Origin of the sequence: Actinomadura sp. 9N407 (genome assembly GCF_044326315.1) — a bacterium.
GTDB lineage: Bacteria > Actinomycetota > Actinomycetes > Streptosporangiales > Streptosporangiaceae > Spirillospora.
On the sequence record NZ_JBIRAW010000032.1, the window covers coordinates 98,693 to 116,277 of the forward strand.

General features: G+C 72.2%; 14 protein-coding genes and 1 rRNA gene. 6 read left to right on the forward strand and 9 right to left on the reverse strand.

What is annotated here, in order from left to right; all coding sequences use genetic code 11:
* Window positions 1-56: 56 nt before the first annotated feature.
* Window positions 57-374 (reverse strand): hypothetical protein, encoded by a 318-nt coding sequence (locus ACH34Q_RS36920; RefSeq protein ID WP_395987813.1) that lies wholly within the window; start codon window positions 372-374, stop codon window positions 57-59.
* Between ACH34Q_RS36920 and ACH34Q_RS36925 the strand changes: the two genes are divergently transcribed.
* The 4 genes from ACH34Q_RS36925 to ACH34Q_RS36940 all read left to right on the forward strand — a co-directional run bounded on the left by ACH34Q_RS36925 (window position 373) and on the right by ACH34Q_RS36940 (window position 3,607).
* Window positions 373-1,473: an LCP family protein gene (locus ACH34Q_RS36925; protein ID WP_395987814.1), complete on the forward strand. Its 1,101-nt coding sequence runs from the start codon at window positions 373-375 to the stop codon at window positions 1,471-1,473. The two genes, ACH34Q_RS36920 and ACH34Q_RS36925, sit on opposite strands and share 2 nt — an antisense overlap.
* A 13-nt stretch (window positions 1,474-1,486) precedes the next feature.
* Window positions 1,487-1,909, forward strand: coding sequence for a hypothetical protein (locus tag ACH34Q_RS36930; RefSeq protein WP_395987815.1), 423 nt, complete (start codon window positions 1,487-1,489; stop codon window positions 1,907-1,909).
* A 79-nt stretch (window positions 1,910-1,988) separates the two neighbouring features.
* Window positions 1,989-3,044, forward strand: a complete 1,056-nt coding sequence (locus ACH34Q_RS36935) for an enolase C-terminal domain-like protein (RefSeq protein ID WP_395987816.1) — start codon at window positions 1,989-1,991, stop codon at window positions 3,042-3,044.
* On the forward strand, window positions 3,041-3,607 hold the full coding sequence (locus tag ACH34Q_RS36940; RefSeq protein ID WP_395987817.1) for an AAA family ATPase: 567 nt from the start codon (window positions 3,041-3,043) through the stop codon (window positions 3,605-3,607). The genes ACH34Q_RS36935 and ACH34Q_RS36940 overlap by 4 nt, the downstream gene beginning before the upstream one ends.
* On the opposite strand, the gene ACH34Q_RS36945 is transcribed toward ACH34Q_RS36940, so the two are convergent.
* From ACH34Q_RS36945 to ACH34Q_RS36975, 7 genes are all read right to left on the reverse strand, one after another.
* Complete coding sequence (locus tag ACH34Q_RS36945) at window positions 3,600-4,259, reverse strand: response regulator (RefSeq protein ID WP_395987818.1); 660 nt, start codon at window positions 4,257-4,259, stop codon at window positions 3,600-3,602. The two genes, ACH34Q_RS36940 and ACH34Q_RS36945, sit on opposite strands and share 8 nt — an antisense overlap.
* Complete coding sequence (locus tag ACH34Q_RS36950) at window positions 4,256-5,518, reverse strand: sensor histidine kinase (RefSeq protein ID WP_395987819.1); 1,263 nt, start codon at window positions 5,516-5,518, stop codon at window positions 4,256-4,258. Before ACH34Q_RS36950 ends, ACH34Q_RS36945 begins: the two co-directional genes overlap by 4 nt.
* Window positions 5,519-5,645: 127 nt before the next feature.
* Window positions 5,646-9,041 carry a DUF4132 domain-containing protein gene (locus ACH34Q_RS36955; protein ID WP_395987820.1) on the reverse strand — a complete coding sequence of 1,132 codons (3,396 nt, stop codon included), beginning with the start codon at window positions 9,039-9,041 and terminating at the stop codon, window positions 5,646-5,648.
* Window positions 9,042-9,162: 121 nt separating this feature from the next.
* Window positions 9,163-10,317: an acyl-CoA dehydrogenase family protein gene (locus ACH34Q_RS36960; RefSeq protein ID WP_395987821.1), complete on the reverse strand. Its 1,155-nt coding sequence runs from the start codon at window positions 10,315-10,317 to the stop codon at window positions 9,163-9,165.
* Window positions 10,314-12,311: an acetyl/propionyl/methylcrotonyl-CoA carboxylase subunit alpha gene (locus ACH34Q_RS36965; protein WP_395987822.1), complete on the reverse strand. Its 1,998-nt coding sequence runs from the start codon at window positions 12,309-12,311 to the stop codon at window positions 10,314-10,316. Before ACH34Q_RS36965 ends, ACH34Q_RS36960 begins: the two co-directional genes overlap by 4 nt.
* 38 nt (window positions 12,312-12,349) lie before the next feature.
* Window positions 12,350-13,999: an acyl-CoA carboxylase subunit beta gene (locus tag ACH34Q_RS36970; protein ID WP_395987823.1), complete on the reverse strand. Its 1,650-nt coding sequence runs from the start codon at window positions 13,997-13,999 to the stop codon at window positions 12,350-12,352.
* Window positions 13,954-15,696: an acyclic terpene utilization AtuA family protein gene (locus ACH34Q_RS36975; RefSeq protein WP_395987824.1), complete on the reverse strand. Its 1,743-nt coding sequence runs from the start codon at window positions 15,694-15,696 to the stop codon at window positions 13,954-13,956. The genes ACH34Q_RS36970 and ACH34Q_RS36975 overlap by 46 nt, the downstream gene beginning before the upstream one ends.
* Before the next feature lie 101 nt (window positions 15,697-15,797).
* On the opposite strand from ACH34Q_RS36975, the gene ACH34Q_RS36980 reads away from it, so the two are divergent.
* Both ACH34Q_RS36980 and ACH34Q_RS36985 read left to right on the forward strand, forming a co-directional pair.
* Window positions 15,798-16,427, forward strand: coding sequence for a TetR/AcrR family transcriptional regulator (locus tag ACH34Q_RS36980; protein ID WP_395987825.1), 630 nt, complete (start codon window positions 15,798-15,800; stop codon window positions 16,425-16,427).
* Between the two features lie 329 nt (window positions 16,428-16,756).
* Window positions 16,757-17,398, forward strand: a complete 642-nt coding sequence (locus tag ACH34Q_RS36985) for a dihydrofolate reductase family protein (RefSeq protein WP_395987826.1) — start codon at window positions 16,757-16,759, stop codon at window positions 17,396-17,398.
* A gap of 66 nt (window positions 17,399-17,464) precedes the next feature.
* On the opposite strand, the gene rrf is transcribed toward ACH34Q_RS36985, so the two are convergent.
* Window positions 17,465-17,581: ribosomal RNA gene (rrf, locus tag ACH34Q_RS36990) — 5S ribosomal RNA — on the reverse strand.
* Window positions 17,582-17,585: the final 4 nt, after the last annotated feature.

Here is a 17,585-nt window from a genome sequence, read left to right on the forward strand (position 1 = left end):
TCCTCCGCCGGGCAACTCCCGGCGGGCTTTGCGCGTCCTTAATGGTAGGTGGGGCCTTAGATCACCGGGCGTGGGGAATCGGAGCGTACATGGCGAGTCGATCGGCAGCCCGGCGTGCCCGCGGCGGTGACGCCGAGCCCGGCCTCGCCCGCGCGCTCGCGCTCACCCTGGCCTCGGCGCTGATCTGGGGCGTCGCCCATCTGCGCACCGGCCGCCGGGTGATCGGCGGGATCCTGCTCGGCGCGTTCGCGCTGCTGGTCATCGGCGCCGCCGTCGCCGGAACGTTCTTCCGCGCTCGGCCTGCTGTGGGTCACCATCGTCATCCGCTCGTACCAGCTCGTCCGTCCCGACGCGCTGTCGCTGGGCGGCCGCATGGCCGGCACGGTGGCGGTCACGGTGCTGTGCTTCGCCGTCGCGGTGCCGGTGTCGTGGGGCGCGTACAACACCTATGTCTTCCGGGACGCGCTCACCGGCATCTTCCAGGCCGGCGGCACCAACGGGCGCAAGGTCGACACCAAGGACCCCTGGAACGGGCAGTCCCGGGTCAACGTGCTGCTGCTGGGCGGCGACGCCGCCGCCAACCGGCAGGGCGTGCGCACCGACAGCATGACCCTCGCCAGCGTCGACACCAAGACCGGCGACACCGTCCTGCTGAGCCTGCCGCGCAACCTGGAGAGCTTCCCGATGCCGCCCGGCCCGGCGCGCGACCGCTTCCCCTACGGCTTCACCGGCGACGGCGCCGGGACGCCCGGGCTGCTCAACGAGGTCTACCAGTTCGCCGAGGAACACCCCGACCTGGTGCCGGGCGCGCGCAAGAACCAGCGCGGCCCCGAGCTGCTGAAGTCCACCATCAGCGGGATCCTGGGCCAGCCGGTCGACTACCACATCCTGGTCGACATGTTCGGCTTCGCCGACATCATCGACGCGATGGGCGGCGTCCGGATCAAGATCACCGAGCCGATCCCGTACGGCCAGCGGGGCGACGTCCTGCAGGCGGGCGACCGCGTACTCAAGGGCAAGGAGGCCCTCTGGTACGGCCGGTCCCGCACGATGAGCGACGACTACACCCGGATGGGGCGGCAGAAGTGCCTGCTGGGGGCCATCGCCAAGCAGGCCGACCCGCAGACCGTGCTGACCAAGTTCGACAAGCTGGCCGCCGCCACCAAGAACGCCATCTCCACCGATATCCCGCAGGAGCTGCTGCCGGCGTTCGTGTCGCTGTCGGGCAAGGTCAAGGACGGTGCCCGGATCGACAGCCTGCAGTTCGTGCCGCCGCTGATCCACACCGGCAACCCCGACCTCGACCTGATCCGCAAGCTCACCGCCCGGGCCGTGGCCGGCGAGCGCGAGGCCTCGCCGTCGCCGTCGGCCTCCCCGAAGAGCACCTCGCCCGTCGCGGGCGGCACCACCTCCCCCACGCCGCGCCGGACGCAGAGCAAGCCGACCTCCCTGACCGCCTCCTGCCCGTCCTGATCGACGGCCGGGGATGAAGCGCGCCCACCGCCTGCGCCAGGTCGTCAACGTCTGCAACCTGTCGACGCCCCTGGGGCTGCTGCTGGCCAGGATCGCGGCCCGCCACCTGCGCCGGGGGCCCGACGGCCTGTACATCGCTGGCGGCTACCGCCCGCCCGTCCCGGTCGCGTCCGCGTTCACGCTGGGCAATGTCGTCCTCGTCCGGCGCGACGCCGAGAGCCTGCTCGCCCGTCCGGCACTGCTGCGTCACGAGGCCCGGCACTCGACCCAGTACGCGTATTGCCTGGGGCCGGTCATGCTCCCGCCGTACCTGCTGTGCGCCGGGATCTCGCTGCTGCTGTGCGGCGACCACGCCTCGTACAACCCGTTCGAGCGCCTCGCGGGCCTCGATGACGGCGGCTACGCCAGGCGCCCGCTCCGGTTCCGCCGCCGCTAGGGCCGCCGCGGTGTCTTCACCGGTCCCGGAAAGGGGGATCATGGTGGCAGGACTTCCGAGTGTGAAGGGCGGGTGACGGGTGCCCCAGATCCACGGCTGCGATGCCTTCCGGGTGGCGATGCCGCGCGGGCGGCGGCCGGAGAGCGTCCTGGTACGGCTGCGCGGCCAGGACGGCACGGTGGGCTGGGGCGAGGCCGCCGTCGCGTCCGGCGGGCCCCGGCCGGTCTGGACCGACATCGAGGAGCGGATGGGCCCGGCGCTGATCGGCCTGGAGCTGGAACGTCCCGAGGACGTCTCGGCCGCGGCCGAGCTGGGCTGCCCGGGTGCCGCCGCCGCGATCGACACCGCCTGCTGGGACCTGTGGTGCCGGGCCAAGGGGATGCCGCTCGCGCACGCGCTCGGCGGCACCCGCACCTCGATCGTCACCGGCGCCAGGATCACCCCCGAGCCGCTGCTGGAGACCGTGGTGGGCCGCGTCAACCAGGCCGTCGGCGCCGGGCACACGCGGGTCACGCTGGACGTGCGGCCCGGCTGGGACATCGAGCCGGTACGGGCGATCCGGCAGGCCTTCCCCGCGCTGGCGCTGGTCGCCGACGCCGGGCACGCCTACCGCGAGACGCCCGAGCACCTGGCCGTCCTCGAAGGGCTGGACGCCTACGGGATCCTCGCGATCGAACGGCCCTTCCCCGCCGGCGACCTGGCCGCGCACGCCCGCCTGCAGCACCGGATCGGCGCGGCCATCGCACCCGCGGTCGGCGATCTGGACACGCTGCAAGCGGCGATCTCCCTTGAGGCGGGGCGCGTGCTGGACCTGCGCGCCAGTGCCATGGGCGGGCTCACCGCGGCCCGCAGCGCGCACGACCTGGCCTACGCCGCCGGCTGGGACGTCTGGTGCACCGGTACGGGCGCGTTCGGCATCGGGCAGGCCGCGGCGGTCGCGCTGGCCGCCCTGCCCGGTGTCACGCTGCCCAGCGAGGTGTCCGACCCCGCAGGCGGCCCGGCGTTCGTGTCACCGCCGGTGCGGTCGTCGGGCGGGGTCGTCGGCGTCCCGTACACCCAGGCCGGGCTCGGCCACGAGATCGACGAGGCGCGGATCGAGCGGCTGGCGTCGCGGCGCCTGTCCATCCCGGCATGAGCCGCGGGCAGGGCACGGTGTGGGTGGTCGCGGGACCGCCGGGCGGCGGCAAGACCACCGTGGCCGGCCTGCTGCTCGCCCGGTTGCGGCCCGTCCCCGCGCTGCTGGACAAGGACACGCTGTACGGCCCGTTCGTCACGGCGATCCTGGCCGCCTCCGGGCGGGATCCGGGCGAGCGCGAGGGTCCCTGGTACGACGAGCACATCAAGCGGCACGAGTACGCGGGCCTGACCGGCACCGCCCGGGAGATCCGCGCGTCCGGCTGCCCGGTGCTGCTGAGCGGCCCGTTCACCGGCCAGATCCGCTCGCCGCGGCGATGGGCGCGATGGGTGGACGAACTCGGCGGCCCGGACGTGCGGCTGGTCTGGATCCGCACGGACCCCGCGACCCTGCGGCACCGCCTGGAGGCGCGCGGCCTGGAACGCGACCGCGGCAAGCTGGAGTGCTTCGCGGAGTTCGTCGAACGGATGCGCCCCGAGGAGCCCCCGCCCGTTCCCCACACCGAGGTCGACAACCGGCTGAGCGCGCCACCCCTGGAGACCCGGCTCGCGCGGCTCAGCTGACGCCGGGACGTACCAGCCCGGTCTCGTACGCGTACACGGCCGCCTGGGTACGGTCGCGCAGGCCCAGCTTCATGAGGATGCGGCTGACGTGGGTCTTGACGGTCTGCTCCGCGACGACGAGCCGCTCGCCGATCTCGGCGTTCGACAACCCGCCCGCGACGAGGGCCAGGACCTCGGTCTCCCGCTCGGTGAGCGCGGCGTCGCGCTTCAGCGGGCGGAACTCCCGGCCGCCCATCCGGGCGAAGTGCGAGATCAGCCGCCGCGTCACGCTGGGCGCCAGCAGCGCCTCGCCGCCGGCGACGACCCGTACCGCCTCCGCGAGCGCCTGGCCGGTGGCGCTCTTGAGCAGGAAGCCGCTCGCCCCGGAGCGGAGGGCCTCGTAGACGTACTCGTCCAGGTCGAAGGTGGTGAGCACCAGGACGCGCGCCGTACCGGCCTCGGTGATGATCCGGGTGGCCTCCAGCCCGCTCATCACGGGCATCCGCACGTCCATCAGGACCACGTCGGGGCGCAGCGCGGCGGCCCGCTCCACCGCGTCCCGCCCGTCGCAGGCCTCACCCGCGACCTCGATGCCGGGGCGGGCACCGAGCAGGACGGAGAAGCCCTCGCGGACCATGGCCTGGTCGTCGGCGATGAGCACCCGGATCGTCATGGCGCCGTCCCTTCCCGCCCGGTGGGCAGCTCCGCCCGTACCGTGTAGCCGCCGTCCGGGCGCGGGCCCGAGGTCAGCGTGCCGCCGAGCATCGCGGCCCGCTCGCGCATGCCGATCATCCCGTGCCCGCCACGGGACGGCGCGCGCGGGTGCTCGGGAGCGGTGTTGGCCACCTCGAGGTCGAGTCGGCCGGGCCGGTGGTCGAGTGTCACCGTGACGTCGGTGCCGGGCGCGTGCCGTATGACGTTGCTCAGCGCCTCCTGGACGATCCGGTACGCGGTCAGCTGCACGCCTCGCGCGAGAGGACCCGGCGCCCCCAGCGTCTCGACCGTCACGCGAAGGCCCGCGCCCCGTACACCGGACAGGAGGTCGTCCAGGCGGTCGAGGGTCGGCTGGGGAGCGTCGCCCTCGTCCGCCGCCCGGCTCGCCGACGGGTCGGCGCGCAGGACGTCCAGCACGCGGTGCAGCTCGGTGAGGGCCTCGACGGCGTTCTGCCGGATGGTCGCGAACGATCCGGCCAGCTCGGCCGGCGGGTCGGCGACGCGCAGCGGTGCCGCCTCCGCCTGGATGGCGATCACCGACATGTGATGGGCCACGACGTCGTGCAGCTCGCGCGCGATCCGGGTGCGCTCCTCCAGCAGCGCGCGGCGGGCCCGTTCCCGGCCGCTGATGTGCTCCTGCTCGGCCAGGCGGCGCAGCGCTTCGGCCCGCGACCGCAGCGCGCCGGAGGCGGTCAGCACCACGGCCGAGTACACCGCCATCGCGGCGATCCCGAACAGCGGCTCCCGGCTTCCCGGCAGGACGAGGCCGAGCGCGCATCCGGCCAGCAGGGTGAGCGCCCACATCGCGACCGATACCCGGGCCCGCACCCGCGCCCCGACGAGTGCCAGCACGCTGAGGTGGATCGCCAGCGCCGGGCCGGGCCACAGCGGCCCGGCGCCGGCCTCCGGAACGGCCACCAGCGCCATGGCCACCCCAAGGGCCAGCGACGTCCACCAGCCCGCCGGCGGCCAGTACAGCGCGATCGGCAGCGCGAGCGCGTGCGCGATGCCGAGCGTGGCCGCGGCCTGGTTGGGGACGCCGAAGTCCTCGATCAGCGTGTGCCAGGCGACGCCGGACAGGATCGCGGCATACAGCCCGACGGCGGCGTGCGGCGCCCAAGCCGTCCAGCCGGGGCGCCGCAGCGGCATCATCGGCGCCCCGGCCGTGAAGGCCAGGTCCGTGCCCAGGGTCCGCAGCCATCCGGCCGTTCGCGTCATCACCGTCATCGTCAGGCCGACGCTAGGCGAACGGGACGCGCGGCGGCATCACCCTGCGGGCGGAGCTTCGCGGCTAGCTCTCCAGGGTGACCCGGGTCGCCTTCCCCTATCCCGGCCGATCCCCTGGTCAGTTACGCGCTGTGGCCCCCTCGAGATCGGCGATGACCTCGGAGGCCGTCAACGGGTCCAGCTCGCCGAAGGTGTACGGCGCGCCCTGAACGGGAGGGTGGGAGGACCGGTCGGGAGCGGGGTCGGCACCGATCCAGACCGCCTTGAACGTCTGGTCTCCCGATTCGCTGACCTGGCCGGCGAACAGCCCCGTCTCCAGCGTGACGACGACGTACCGCCCGTGCCCGGCCGGGCGGACGAAGCACTCGATCCCGCCGCCGGAGCCGACGGGACCGCGGTACCAGCCGCGCCGCTCCAGCTGGAGCACGTTCCCGTAGGGCACGGTCGCCTCCTCGAACCGGGCCAGCCTCCCGCCGGCCTTCTCCTCCCCGGTCAGCCCGTACACGTCCCGTCCGAGCTGCGGGAACGGTTGCGAGATCTCGTAGTCGGCGAAGATCTGCGACCACTCCTCCAGGGTGCCCGCGAGGTGCAGCGGGTGGGCGATCCCGATGGCGGCGTCACCGGGTGCCATGACGGCGGCGTCGGTGACGTCCGCGAAGGTGCGGTCCTCGGCGAGCCGGAACGCCGACGCCGTGCCGCCGTGCTCGGCGAGCCAGACCAGCCGCCGGGCGATGTGCCACACCAGCGGATGCTGGACGAAGAACTCGCGGAACTCGTCCAGGGTCCACCTGCGGCCCGTCGTCATCGCCAGTTCCAGGCGCTGGAGCTGGATGCCCGCGATCGCGCGGACGTCCTTCTTCAGATCGGCGAAGCGCCCGTACGCGGCGGAGGCGAGCGCGGCATCGTCGCGTACCCCGGGTTTGGGCAGGCTCGGCCGCCGCTTGCCCTGCTCGTCGACGACGTAGGGCTTCAGCGCCTCGTCGAAGCCGGCGGTGAACCGCCGCGGGCCGTAGTCGAGGACGAGGGTGCCGGTGGCGTCCAGCCCGAAGCCGGGAACGAGCCGGTCGCCGAGCTGCTCCGGGGTGAGGCCGCGCGCCGCCGCGATGTCCTCGACCTTGTCCTGCGCGCGCTCCTTCAGGCCCTTGAACCTGGCCTTCTGGGCGATGGCGTGGACCTCGCGGAGCGCGAGATCGGTTCCGATCTCGGCCAGCACGTCGAGCCCGCGTACCGCGTGGTGGTGGCCGCCCTCCCCCGGCCAGGCACGGATCAGCGGGACGAGACCGCGCACGGCCTCGTCGTCCCCGATCCGTCCCAGGACACTGAAGTGCCAAGCGTCTTTGGCGGACGCGCCGTCCTCATTCCAGCGGCGGAAGAGCGCCCAGCCGAACCCCGCCAGGGAGCGCTCGTCGCAGGCCTCCAGCACGCCCGCGAGGCCGGGATCCGGCTCGGGCTCGCCGGACACGGAGAGCGCCAGCAGGGTGAGCAGATGGCGGACGGCCGGTACGGGCAGCGCGCGCTCCCCGTTCCGCAGCAGCACCTGCGGAAGGCCGTCGGTGTTCACGTCGGTGTACTCGGCGGCCTTCTTCCAGGGACGCGCTTCTTCCGCGTCCTCGGCCAGCAGCGCCTCCACGAGAGCGACGGCCTGCTCGCCGTACGGGCGTGCGGCGGCGAGCACCGTGCCCTCGCCTTCCTTGACCGCGAGGAAACGCAGCGCGTGCTCGGCGCCCGCCCGAGCCCGCCCGGCCCTGCCCAGGGCGACCGGGATCAGGTGCGGCAGTGCCGCCTGACCGTGCCGGGTGAACCAGGCGGCCGCGGGCTCGCGCGCCCCGGCGACGCGCAGCAGCCAGTCGGCCATCGCCTTCGCGACCTCACCGTCCAGGAACGGCAGCAGCAGTTCGGCGCCCCGGGCGGGCCTGGAGCGGGCGAAGTCCAGCGTGACCGGAAGCGCGTCGAGGCCGAAGCGGGCGATGAGGGGCTTGAGCCAATGGTCGGGGCTCCACGGGTTGCGGGTGCCGAGTCCGCTCTGGTTCCACGACGGCCTCCACTCGCGCAGTGCGGGGCGGGCCAGCTCCTCGGGGCCCTTCGCCAGCATCGCGGCCTGCCAGTAGGCCATCTGGTGGAGCGGGTCGGCCGCCACGCCCGTACGGATGCCCTCGAGTCGCTTCTCCCACTTCGCGTCGCGTCCGGCGGATTGCGTAACCTGTCGCACGGTGACGCCGCCTCCGCTGGGATCGGCGATCGGCGTGCCTATCCAGGCGTCGTGCTCACCGGGCGCCCAGACGACGGCCTGTTCTCCGGACAGGGGCAGGCCCTTGAGGACGACCGGCTTGCGCTTCGGCTCCGTGCGGGCCCAGGGCGGATCGACCAGGAGCGGGGGGAGCTCGTCCGCCGAGGCCTCGGGAACGTGGCCGTCCGCGGCGGTCAGCTTCTCCGCGATCGCGCGGGCCTCCGGAGGAAGGTCCGGCAGGACGCGCGTCACCAGTCCGGTGTTGGCGCGCAGGTGGTCGGTCAGCAGTTCTTCCGCCGTCGCGTCCCCAACCGTCATGGCAGCCGCCAGAACGCGGATCGCGCGGACGGGATTGCGCCGCATGGTCTCGCGCAGCGCGGCCCGCATATGGGAGTTCCCGGAGCGTTCCAGCATGAGCCGGAACGCCTCGTCGCCGGGCAGCCGGCCCAGTGCCTCCAGCAATCCCTTGCGGCGCGGGGCACTGTCGTGATGCCGGTCGAACGCGTCGGCCATGAACGGGGCGATGGCGGGCCCCACCCCCTCGGCCAGGGTGAGGAGGTTCTCGATGTAATAGCAGTCAGAGACAGAGATACGTGCTTCGGTGCCCAGGATTTCGAGATGTTCGGGAGATCCCAGAGACTGCAGCAGCAGGTCTCTCGGCATCGTGTTCGCGGGCGCGGCGCAGCATTCGGCGACCCAGTCCAGCTGTGTCGGGACGAGATAGGCGGCGAGCATTTGCCGGGCCGGTGACGTACGAAGGCCGCCGAGCAACGCGACGACCTCCTGGTATTCGGTGTCGTCCGCCGTGGCGAGAATCGCGCGTAGCCGCTTGGCGTCGTCGCCGCCCCAGTAGCCTTCGTGGAAGACCAGGCCGGCTTTATTCGCGCGGTAGGGGCCGCCGACCTCGATGCCGCACCGTTCGACGAAGGCGTGGACGGCGAACGGCAGGCCGTACGTGGTGATCCACGCGTCCACGAACCGGACCGTCATCTCGCCCGCCTGATGGTCCGAGTCCGGGATGGCCGCGAGTGCCGCCGCGCCCCGCGGCCCGGCCTTGCCCGCGAGATGCTCCCGCGCCGCCGCCGCGAGGACCGGATCGGTATCGCGGTGGGTCAGCACTTCTTCGATCCGGCCGGCATAGGGGGCCAGGAGCCCTTCCTCGCTCAGATCGGCCACCTTGATATCCGGACCGGGATGGCCGCCGCGCCGGGGATGCAGATGCCGCTTCCAGGACCGCGGGATCTCGAGGACGTTCTCGTCGGGAAGCGGGGGGCTTGTTTTGATCACGACGGAAATGTAGTGCAGGGTACCGACATGGGGACCCCTTTCACGCGAGCACCGTGCCGCCGTGGGAAGCCCTCCGGGATCTCGAGCGCGCCCACGGCGGCACCGACGCCATTCTGGAGATTCAGTACGACTTGGGCAGTCCCAGGGAGTGCTGGGCGACGAAGTTGAGGATCATCTCGCGGCTGACCGGGGCGATCCGCATCAGCCGGACGACCCCGGCGAGCATGCCGACGCCGTACTCGGTGGTCAGGCCGTTGCCGCCATGGGTCTGGATGGCCTGGTCGACGCAGTGGATCGCGGCCTCGGCGGTGGCGTACTTGGCCATGTTCGCCGCCTCGCCCGCACCCGCGTCGTCGCCCTCGTCGTACAGCCAGGCGGCCTTCTGCCCCATCAGCCGGGCCAGCTCCAGCTCGATCTTCGCCTCGGCCAGCGGGTGCGCGAGTCCTTGATGGGCACCGATCGGGGTCGTGAAGACCTGCCGGTCCTTGGCGTACGCCGTCGCCTTGTCCAGTGCCAACCGGCCGATCCCGGCGCCCATCGCCGACGCCATGATCCGTTCGGGGTTGAGCCCGGCGAACAGCTGCAGCAGCCCGCCGTCCTCGTCCCCGATCAGCGCGTCGTACGGCAGCCGCACATCGTCCAGGTGGCAGACGAACTGCTTCTCCGGCGACACGATCTCCATGTCGATCGGCGTCCAGGAGAAGCCGGGGGCATCGGTCGGCACGATGAGCAGGGAGGGCCGCAGATTGCCCTTCTGATCGGCGCTGCGGGCGACGAACAGCACGGCGTCGGCCTCGTCGACGCCGGAGATGAACGTCTTCTGGCCGGACAGGATCCAGCCGTCGCCGTCCCGCCGGGCGGTCGTGGTGATCCTGTGCGAGTTGGAGCCGGCGTCCGGCTCGGTGATCGCGAACGCCATCTTCACCGAGCCGTCGGCGAAGCGCGGCAGCCAGTGCTTGCGCTGCTCGTCCGTGCCGGACCGGGCGATGATCGTGGCGCAGATGGCCGGGGAGACGACCATCAGCAGCAGCGGGCAGCCGGCCGCGGCCAGCTCCTCGCACACCGCGGCCAGGTCGCCGATGCCGCCGCCCCCGCCGCCGTACTCCTCGGGCACGTTCACGCCGAGGTAGCCGAGCCGGCCGGCCTCGTTCCACAGCTCGTCGGTCTTCTGCCCTGACCGGGCCTTCTCGACGTAGTAGGACGGGCCGTACTTGGCGCCGAGGTCGGCGACGGCGGCGCGCAGGGCCTGCCGCTCCTCGGTCTCGATGAAGCTCACTGGGGGTTCCCTTCGGATTCGGGAGCGGGCTCGGGGGCGGCGATGACGGCGAGGACCGCGCCGGACTCGACCTGCCGCCCGGCGGCGACGGCGAGTTCGGCGACGATGCCGGAGGCGGGGGCGGCGATGCGGTGCTCCATCTTCATCGCCTCCAGCACCACCAGCGTCTGCCCTTCGGTCACGGTCGCTCCGGTCTCGGTCTCGACCCGGATGACGGTCCCGGGCATCGGGGCCAGCAGCGAGCCGGGCGCGACCAGATCGCTCGGGTCGGCGAAGCGCGGCAGCGCGCGCAGTGTCACGGGCCCGAGCGGCGAGTGGACGTACAGGTCGTCCTGGACGCGACGTACGTCGAAGTCGCGCCGCACGCCCGCCACCTCAAGGGTGACGGCGCCGGCGGACGACGCGATGAGCCGCACACCGTCATGGCCCTCGGCCCGCAGGACGCCGCCGCGCGTGAAGCGGTAGGCGACGTCGATCGCCGTGCCGTCCTGCGTCTCGTACGACTTGCGCTGCGGCTGTGACGGCAGGTTGCGCCATCCCGACGGCAGGCCGTCCAGCACCTGGGCCGACGCCCGGTTGGCGGCGGCGTCGGCAAGCGCGGCGGCCAGCGCCGACAGCCGTACGGCCTCCTCGTCGGCCAGGGGCGCGGCGAGGACGTCCAGGCCCACGTCGTCGAGATAGCCGGTGGTCGCCTCGCCGTTGAGAAAGCGGGGCTCGGACAGGATGCGGACGAGCAGGTCCCGGTTGGTCGTGACGCCGTGGACGCGCGCGCCCGCGAGCGCGGCACGCAGGCGGCGGGCGGCGGCCTTGCGGGTCGGCCCGTACGCGATGAGCTTGGCGAGCATCGGGTCGTAGTGGACGCCGACCTCGCTGCCGCTCTCGACACCGCTGTCGAGCCGGAGCCCGTACTCCGCCGGGATCCGGAACGCGGCATCGACGTCCGGCACCTCGAACGTGTGCAGGGTGCCGCTGCCCGGCCGCCAGCCGGCGGACGGGTCCTCGGCGTACAGGCGCACCTCGATGGCGTGCCCGCGCGGCTCCGGCTGCCCGGCCGGCAGCCGCGCCCCCTCGGCGACCTCGATCTGCAGCCGTACGAGGTCGAGGCCGTAGACGCACTCGGTGACCGGATGCTCGACCTGCAGGCGCGTGTTGACCTCCAGGAAGAAGAAGCGCCCGTCGCCGGCGAGCATGAACTCGACCGTTCCGGCGCCGGTGTAGCCGATCGCGCGGGCCGCGTTCGCCGCCGCGCGGCACAGCTCCTCGCGCAGGCCCGGGTCCACGGCGGGCGACGGCGCCTCCTCGATGATCTTCTGGTGGCGGCGCTGGACCGAGCAGTCCCGCTCGCCGAGCGCCCACACCGTCCCGTGCGCGTCGGCCAGCAGCTGGACCTCGACGTGCCGCGCGTGCCGCAGCAGCGGCTCGCAGAACACCGACGGGTCGCCGAACGCCGACTGCGCCTCCCGGCGCGCGGAGGCCACGGCCTCGGGCAGCTCGCCGAGCGTGTGGACGGCCCGCATCCCGCGCCCGCCGCCGCCCGCCGACGCCTTGACCAGGATCGGCAGGTCCGCCTCGGTGACGGCGTCCGGATCGAGCTCGGTCAGCACGGGCACGCCCGCCGCCGCCATCAGCTTCTTGGCCTCGATCTTCGAGCCCATCGCCTCGATCGCCGCCGGCGGCGGGCCGACCCAGGTGAGCCCCGCCTCGGCGACCGCCCGCGCGAACGCGGCGTTCTCCGACAGGAACCCGTACCCCGGATGGACCGCGTCGGCGCCCGCTGCCCGGGCCGCCGCGATGACCAGGTCACCGCGCAGGTACGTGTCGGCGGGCGCGGCGCCCGGCAGCCGCACGCCCGCGTCCGCCTCGGCCGCGTGCGGCGCCGCCGGGCCGTCGGCGTCGGAGAACACCGCCACGGTGCCGATGCCGAGGTCGCGGCACGTACGGAAGACGCGGCGCGCGATCTCGCCCCGGTTGGCCACCAGCAGTCTGTCGATCATTCGTTCCTCGCTCGCGACGTTCGGGCTCATGGGCGGCCTCACATCCGGAAGACGCCGAAGCCGCCGGCGCCGGCCCCGGCACCGCGGACCGGGGCGTTGTGCACGACCGACAGGCAGAGCCCCAGCACGGTACGGGTGTCGCGCGGGTCGATCACGCCGTCGTCGTACAGCCGCCCGGACAGGAAGTACGGCAGCGACTCGGCCTCGATCTGGCCCTCCACCATCTCGCGCATCGCGCGGTCCTGGTCCTCGTCGTAGTCCTGCCCGCGCGCCTGCGCCGACTGGCGGGCGACGATCGACAGCACCCCGGCGAGCTGCTGCGGTCCCATCACCGCCGACTTGGCGCTCGGCCAGGTGAACAGGAAGCGCGGATCGTACGCCCGGCCGCACATCCCGTAGTTGCCCGCCCCGTACGAGGCGCCCATGACGACCGTCAGATGCGGCACCGTGCTGTTGGCCACCGCGTTGATCATCAGCGCGCCGTGCTTGATGATCCCGGCCTGCTCGTACTCCTTGCCGACCATGTAGCCGGTGGTGTTGTGCAGGAACAGCAGCGGCGTGTCGCTCTGGTTGGCCAGCTGGATGAACTGCGCCGCCTTCTGCGCCTCCTGGCTGAACAGCACGCCCTGCGCGTTGGCGAGGATCCCGATCGGATACCCGTGCAGCCGCGCCCACCCGGTGACCAGGCTCGTCCCGTACAGCGGCTTGAACTCGTCGAACTCCGAGCCGTCCACGATCCGGGCGACGACCTCGCGCGGATCGAACGGCACCTTCAGGTCCGCGGGGACGATCCCCGCCAGCTCCTCCGGGTCGTACCGAGGCTCCTGGTACGGCACGGACGGCGGCGGCCCGAGCCTGCGGTGGTTGAGCCGCTTGACGATCTGCCGCCCCAGCCGCAGCGCGTCGGCCTCGTCCACCGCCATGTGGTCGGCGAGGCCGGAGGTGCGGGCGTGCATCTCCGCGCCGCCGAGCTCCTCGTCGTCGGCCTCCTCGCCGGTGGCCATCTTCACCAGCGGCGGCCCGCCGAGGAACACCTTGGCGCGTTCCTTGACCATGACGACGTGGTCGCACATCCCCGGGATGTACGCGCCGCCCGCGGTCGAGTTGCCGAAGACCAGCGCGATCGTCGGGATCCCGGCCGCCGACAGCCGGGTGAGATCGCGGAACATCCGCCCGCCCGGGATGAAGATCTCCTTCTGGGTGGGCAGGTCGGCACCGCCGGACTCCACCAGGTTGATCACCGGCAGCCGGTTCTCGAACGCGATGTCGCTGGCCCGGAACGTCTTCTTGACCGTCCACGGATTGCTGGAGCCGCCCCGTACCGTCGGATCGTTGGCGATGATCAGGCACTCCACGCCCTCCACCACCCCGATCCCGGTGATCACGCTGGCCCCGACCGGGAAGTCGCTGCCCCACGCCGCCAGCGGGCTCAGCTCCAGGAACGGCGAGTCGGGATCGATCAGCAGCTCGATCCGCTCGCGCGCCAGCAGCTTGCCGCGCCTGCGATGCCGTTCGACGTACTTCTCACCGCCGCCCAGCAGCGCCTTCGTGTGCTCCTCCTCCAGCCCGTCCAGCTTGGCGAGCATGGCCGCGCGCCGGTCGCCGTACTCGGGACCGCGGGTGTCCAGCGTGCTCTTCAGAGTCAAAGGATGGCCTCCGGAACGTCGACGAGGCGCGACCGCAGCCATTCCCCCAGGGCCTTGCCCTGCGGATCGAACCGGGTCGACGCCGAAACTCCCTCCTGCAGCAGCCCTTCGACGACGAAGTTGACCGCGCGGAGGTTGGGCAGCAGATGGCGCGTGACGGTGAGCTCGCGCGTCTCGGGCAGGAGCGTCCCGAGCCGTTCGACCGTCAGGAACCCCGCGAGCCAGCGCCACTGCTCGCCGGTACGGGCCCAGACGCCGATGTTGGCGTCCCCGCCCTTGTCTCCGCTGCGCGCGCCCGCGACCCGTCCGAGGGACACCCGTACAAGGTCCCCTTCCGGTGCCGGCTCGAGCCGCGCTTGCGTAGGGGCTTCGACGGGCGACGCTTCGACGGGCGAGGTCTGCGGCGCGGGATCGATGATCTCGCGCGTTCCATCGGGCAGCACCGCGACATGCTCGATCTCATCGTTGGGTACGAACGCCGGCTTGTAGACCCCGTATGGGCTCCCCTTGCCCGGTGGCGAGGTCATCGTGAAGCCCGGGTAGCCCGCCAGCGCCAGCTCCACGACCGCGCCACTGAACGCCCGGCCCACCCTGTCGGGATCCGGGTCCAGTACGGCGCAGCGCAGCAGGGCCGTGGCCTCGCCCTGCGTCTCCGGATCGGGCTTGGGCGTACCGACCAGCGTCCACTCCACCTTCGCCGGACGGGCCCCGCCCATGGCCGCCTCGAGCTGGGCCCGCGCGAAATCCGCCTTGGCCTCGATGTCCAGGCCGGTCAGCACGAACGTCATCTCGTTGCGATGACCGCCCAGATGGTTGAGGCACACCTTGGTCGTCTCCGGCGGCGGGGAACCCCTCGTACCGCTGATCCTGACGCGATCGGGCCCGTCCTCCCCCAGCTCGATGGTGTCGAACCAGGTCGTCACGTCCGGACCCGCGTAACCCGGGGCACCGATCTCGTACAGCAGCTGGGCCGTGACGGTCTCCGGCGTGACGGCACCGCCGGTGCCCTCGTGCTTGGTGATGACGCCGGAGCCGTCGGCCCCGATCTCGGCGATCGGAAAACCCGGTGCCTTCATCGGGCCCGACGCCTTTACGTTGTAGATTTCTTGGAAGAACGCGTAGTTGCCGCCGGTGGCCTGCGCGCCGCACTCCAGCACATGGCCTGCCACGGTGGCGCCCGCCAGCGCGTCCCAGTCGTCCCGCGCCCAGCCGAAGTGAGCGGCCGCCGGCCCGACCACCAGCGACGCGTCGGTCACCCGGCCGGTCACCACGATGTCGGCGCCGCCCTTCAGGCACTCGGCGATGCCCCACGCACCCAGATAGGCGTTCGCGGTCAGCGGCGCCCCGTACCGCGCATGGTGCAGGCCCAGCTCCTTGGCACGCGGCAGCAGATCATCGCCCTCCACATGGGCCACCCGCACGTCGACGCCCAAGCGCTCCGCCAGCTCGCGCAGTTTGCCTGCCAGCCCGGCCGGATTGAGCCCGCCGGCATTGGTGACGATCTTCGTACCCCGCTCGGCGGCCAGCCCGAGGCACTCCTCCATCTGCCGCAGGAACGTGGTCGCGTACCCGGCGTCCGGATCCTTCAGCCTGCCGCGGCCGAGGATCAGCATGGTCAGCTCGGCCAGGTAGTCACCGGTCAGGACGTCCAGCGGGCCGCCGTCCAGCATCTCCCGTACGGCGGTGAACCGGTCGCCGTAGAAGCCCGAGGCGTTGCCGATCCGCAGCGGTCGCGTCATGCCCTGAACCCTGCCAGCCGGACCAGAAAAAATCAATCGTGCATGCTTGTTTTCTGCCCGGCCCCTTTGGTTGACTGGACGTCCACCGAGCCGAGGAGACCATGACCACGCAGGCAGCCCCCCGCGAGCCGCGCCAGGACCGCAGCCGCGCCACCCGGGCCCGCCTCCTCGAGGCCGCCATCGGCTGCCTGGCCGCCAAGGGCTGGTCCGGTACGACCGTCGCCGTCGTCGCCGAAGAGGCCGGTGTCTCCCGCGGCGCCGCCCAGCACCACTTCCGCACCCGCGAGGAACTCGTCACCGCCGCCGTCGAGTACGGCACCGAGATCCGCATGGAGCAGATGCGCGAGCACCTGGACGCCCTCGCCGACCGCCGCCCCTCCACCCGCGACGTCCTCACCCTCCTCGGCGAGATGTACACCAGCCCCCTCTTCCGCGCCGCCCTCCAGCTCTGGGTCGCCGCGAGCTCCGACGAGCAGCTCCGCGCCCAGGTCCTCCCCCTGGAGGCCAAGGTCGGCCGCGAGGCCCACCGCCTCACCGTCGAAGCCCTCGGCGCCGACGAGACCGTCCCCGGCGTCCGCGAGAGCGTCCAGGCCACCCTCGACCTCGTCCGCGGCCTCGGCCTCGCCGACCTCCTCACCGACGACTCCGCCCGCCGCACCCGCCTCCTCCACCAATGGGCGGTCACACTCGACGCTGTGTTTATTGCCTCCGCGAGCTGCACTCCTCGCTAGCGCTCGTCGCTTGTCGCGGATGCGGCTCGCGCTGGCATCGCTTCGCGATCTGCCCTCGATCTCGCCTTCGGCTTTGATCTCGTGCAGGCCTTCGGACGCGCTCGCAACGCCTGAGGTCCGCACCGGCTGAGCAGGCCGGCTGAGGTCCGATCGCGAGGTTGGAAGAACATGGGCGAGATGATCGTCTCTGTGGCACGGCAGACGGGGAACCAGACGCCCGACAATCCCAACATCCCTCTGTGTCCTTTAGCGTGCTCAGCGGAAGCTGCCGGGGAAGCTGCGGGTAAGGAGGTCGGCCTCCGTCCTCTTTGCTGATTAGGGTGGCTCGCATGCAGAGCGGACCCGGGAAGCGACCGTATGTCGTCGCCCACGTGGCCATCTCCCTAGAGGGCGCCACCACGGGCTTCGAGCCGGATGTGGGCAGGTTCTACCAGCTCGCGAGCACCTTCAACGAGGACATCACGCTCGCCGGAGCGGACACGATCCTGGCTCAGGAACCAGCACTCGCGACGGCTCCGCGCCCAGGGCCGGCCGCGGACGGCCCCCTGCTGGCCGTGGTCGATGGGCAGGGCCGCATCCGGCAGTGGGACGCGCTGCGGGAGGTGGGGCACTGGTCAGATGTGCTTCTGCTGCACTCGGAGACCACTCCCCCGCGTCCGCCCGAACGGCCGGTACGCGAGCTGGTGATGGGCCGGACGCGGGTAGATCTCGCCGGAGCCTTGGAAGCCTTCGGACGGACGGAAGGCGCGCAGGTCGTGAGGGTCGACAGCGGAGGCGCGCTCATCGGAGCCTTGCTCAAGGCTCACCTCATCGATGAGGTGAGCCTGCTCATCCACCCTCGTCTCGCCGGCGCCCACGGCGACCACTTCTGGTACGGCACCGAACGCCCGGCAATTTCAGAATTGGAGCTGAAGACGTCGGAGTCGTTCGACGGCGGGCTCGTATGGCTGCGCTATCGCGTACACCGATGACCTTGAAAAGGGTCGTGAAATGAGAAAGGCCCCGCCATTTCTGGCGGGGCCTTTCCCTTAATATATGTCCGGCGGTGTCCTACTCTCCCACACAGTCTCCCATGCAGTACCATCGGCGCTGAAGGGCTTAACTTCCGGGTTCGGGATGGGACCGGGTGTTTCCCCTTCGCCATGACCACCGAACGCT

Coding starts and splice junctions, on each gene's coding strand:
- ACH34Q_RS36970 (WP_395987823.1), bottom strand. CDS start 13,999: ATGGCTGCGGTCGCGCCTCGTCGACGTTCCGGAGGCCATCCTTTGACT.
- ACH34Q_RS36950 (WP_395987819.1), bottom strand. CDS start 5,518: ATGACGCGAACGGCCGGATGGCTGCGGACCCTGGGCACGGACCTGGCC.
- ACH34Q_RS36980 (WP_395987825.1), top strand. CDS start 15,798: ATGACCACGCAGGCAGCCCCCCGCGAGCCGCGCCAGGACCGCAGCCGC.
- ACH34Q_RS36975 (WP_395987824.1), bottom strand. CDS start 15,696: ATGACGCGACCGCTGCGGATCGGCAACGCCTCGGGCTTCTACGGCGAC.
- ACH34Q_RS36920 (WP_395987813.1), bottom strand. CDS start 374: ATGCGGCCGCCCAGCGACAGCGCGTCGGGACGGACGAGCTGGTACGAG.
- ACH34Q_RS36965 (WP_395987822.1), bottom strand. CDS start 12,311: ATGATCGACAGACTGCTGGTGGCCAACCGGGGCGAGATCGCGCGCCGC.
- ACH34Q_RS36925 (WP_395987814.1), top strand. CDS start 373: ATGGCCGGCACGGTGGCGGTCACGGTGCTGTGCTTCGCCGTCGCGGTG.
- ACH34Q_RS36930 (WP_395987815.1), top strand. CDS start 1,487: ATGAAGCGCGCCCACCGCCTGCGCCAGGTCGTCAACGTCTGCAACCTG.
- ACH34Q_RS36940 (WP_395987817.1), top strand. CDS start 3,041: ATGAGCCGCGGGCAGGGCACGGTGTGGGTGGTCGCGGGACCGCCGGGC.
- ACH34Q_RS36945 (WP_395987818.1), bottom strand. CDS start 4,259: ATGACGATCCGGGTGCTCATCGCCGACGACCAGGCCATGGTCCGCGAG.
- ACH34Q_RS36985 (WP_395987826.1), top strand. CDS start 16,757: ATGCAGAGCGGACCCGGGAAGCGACCGTATGTCGTCGCCCACGTGGCC.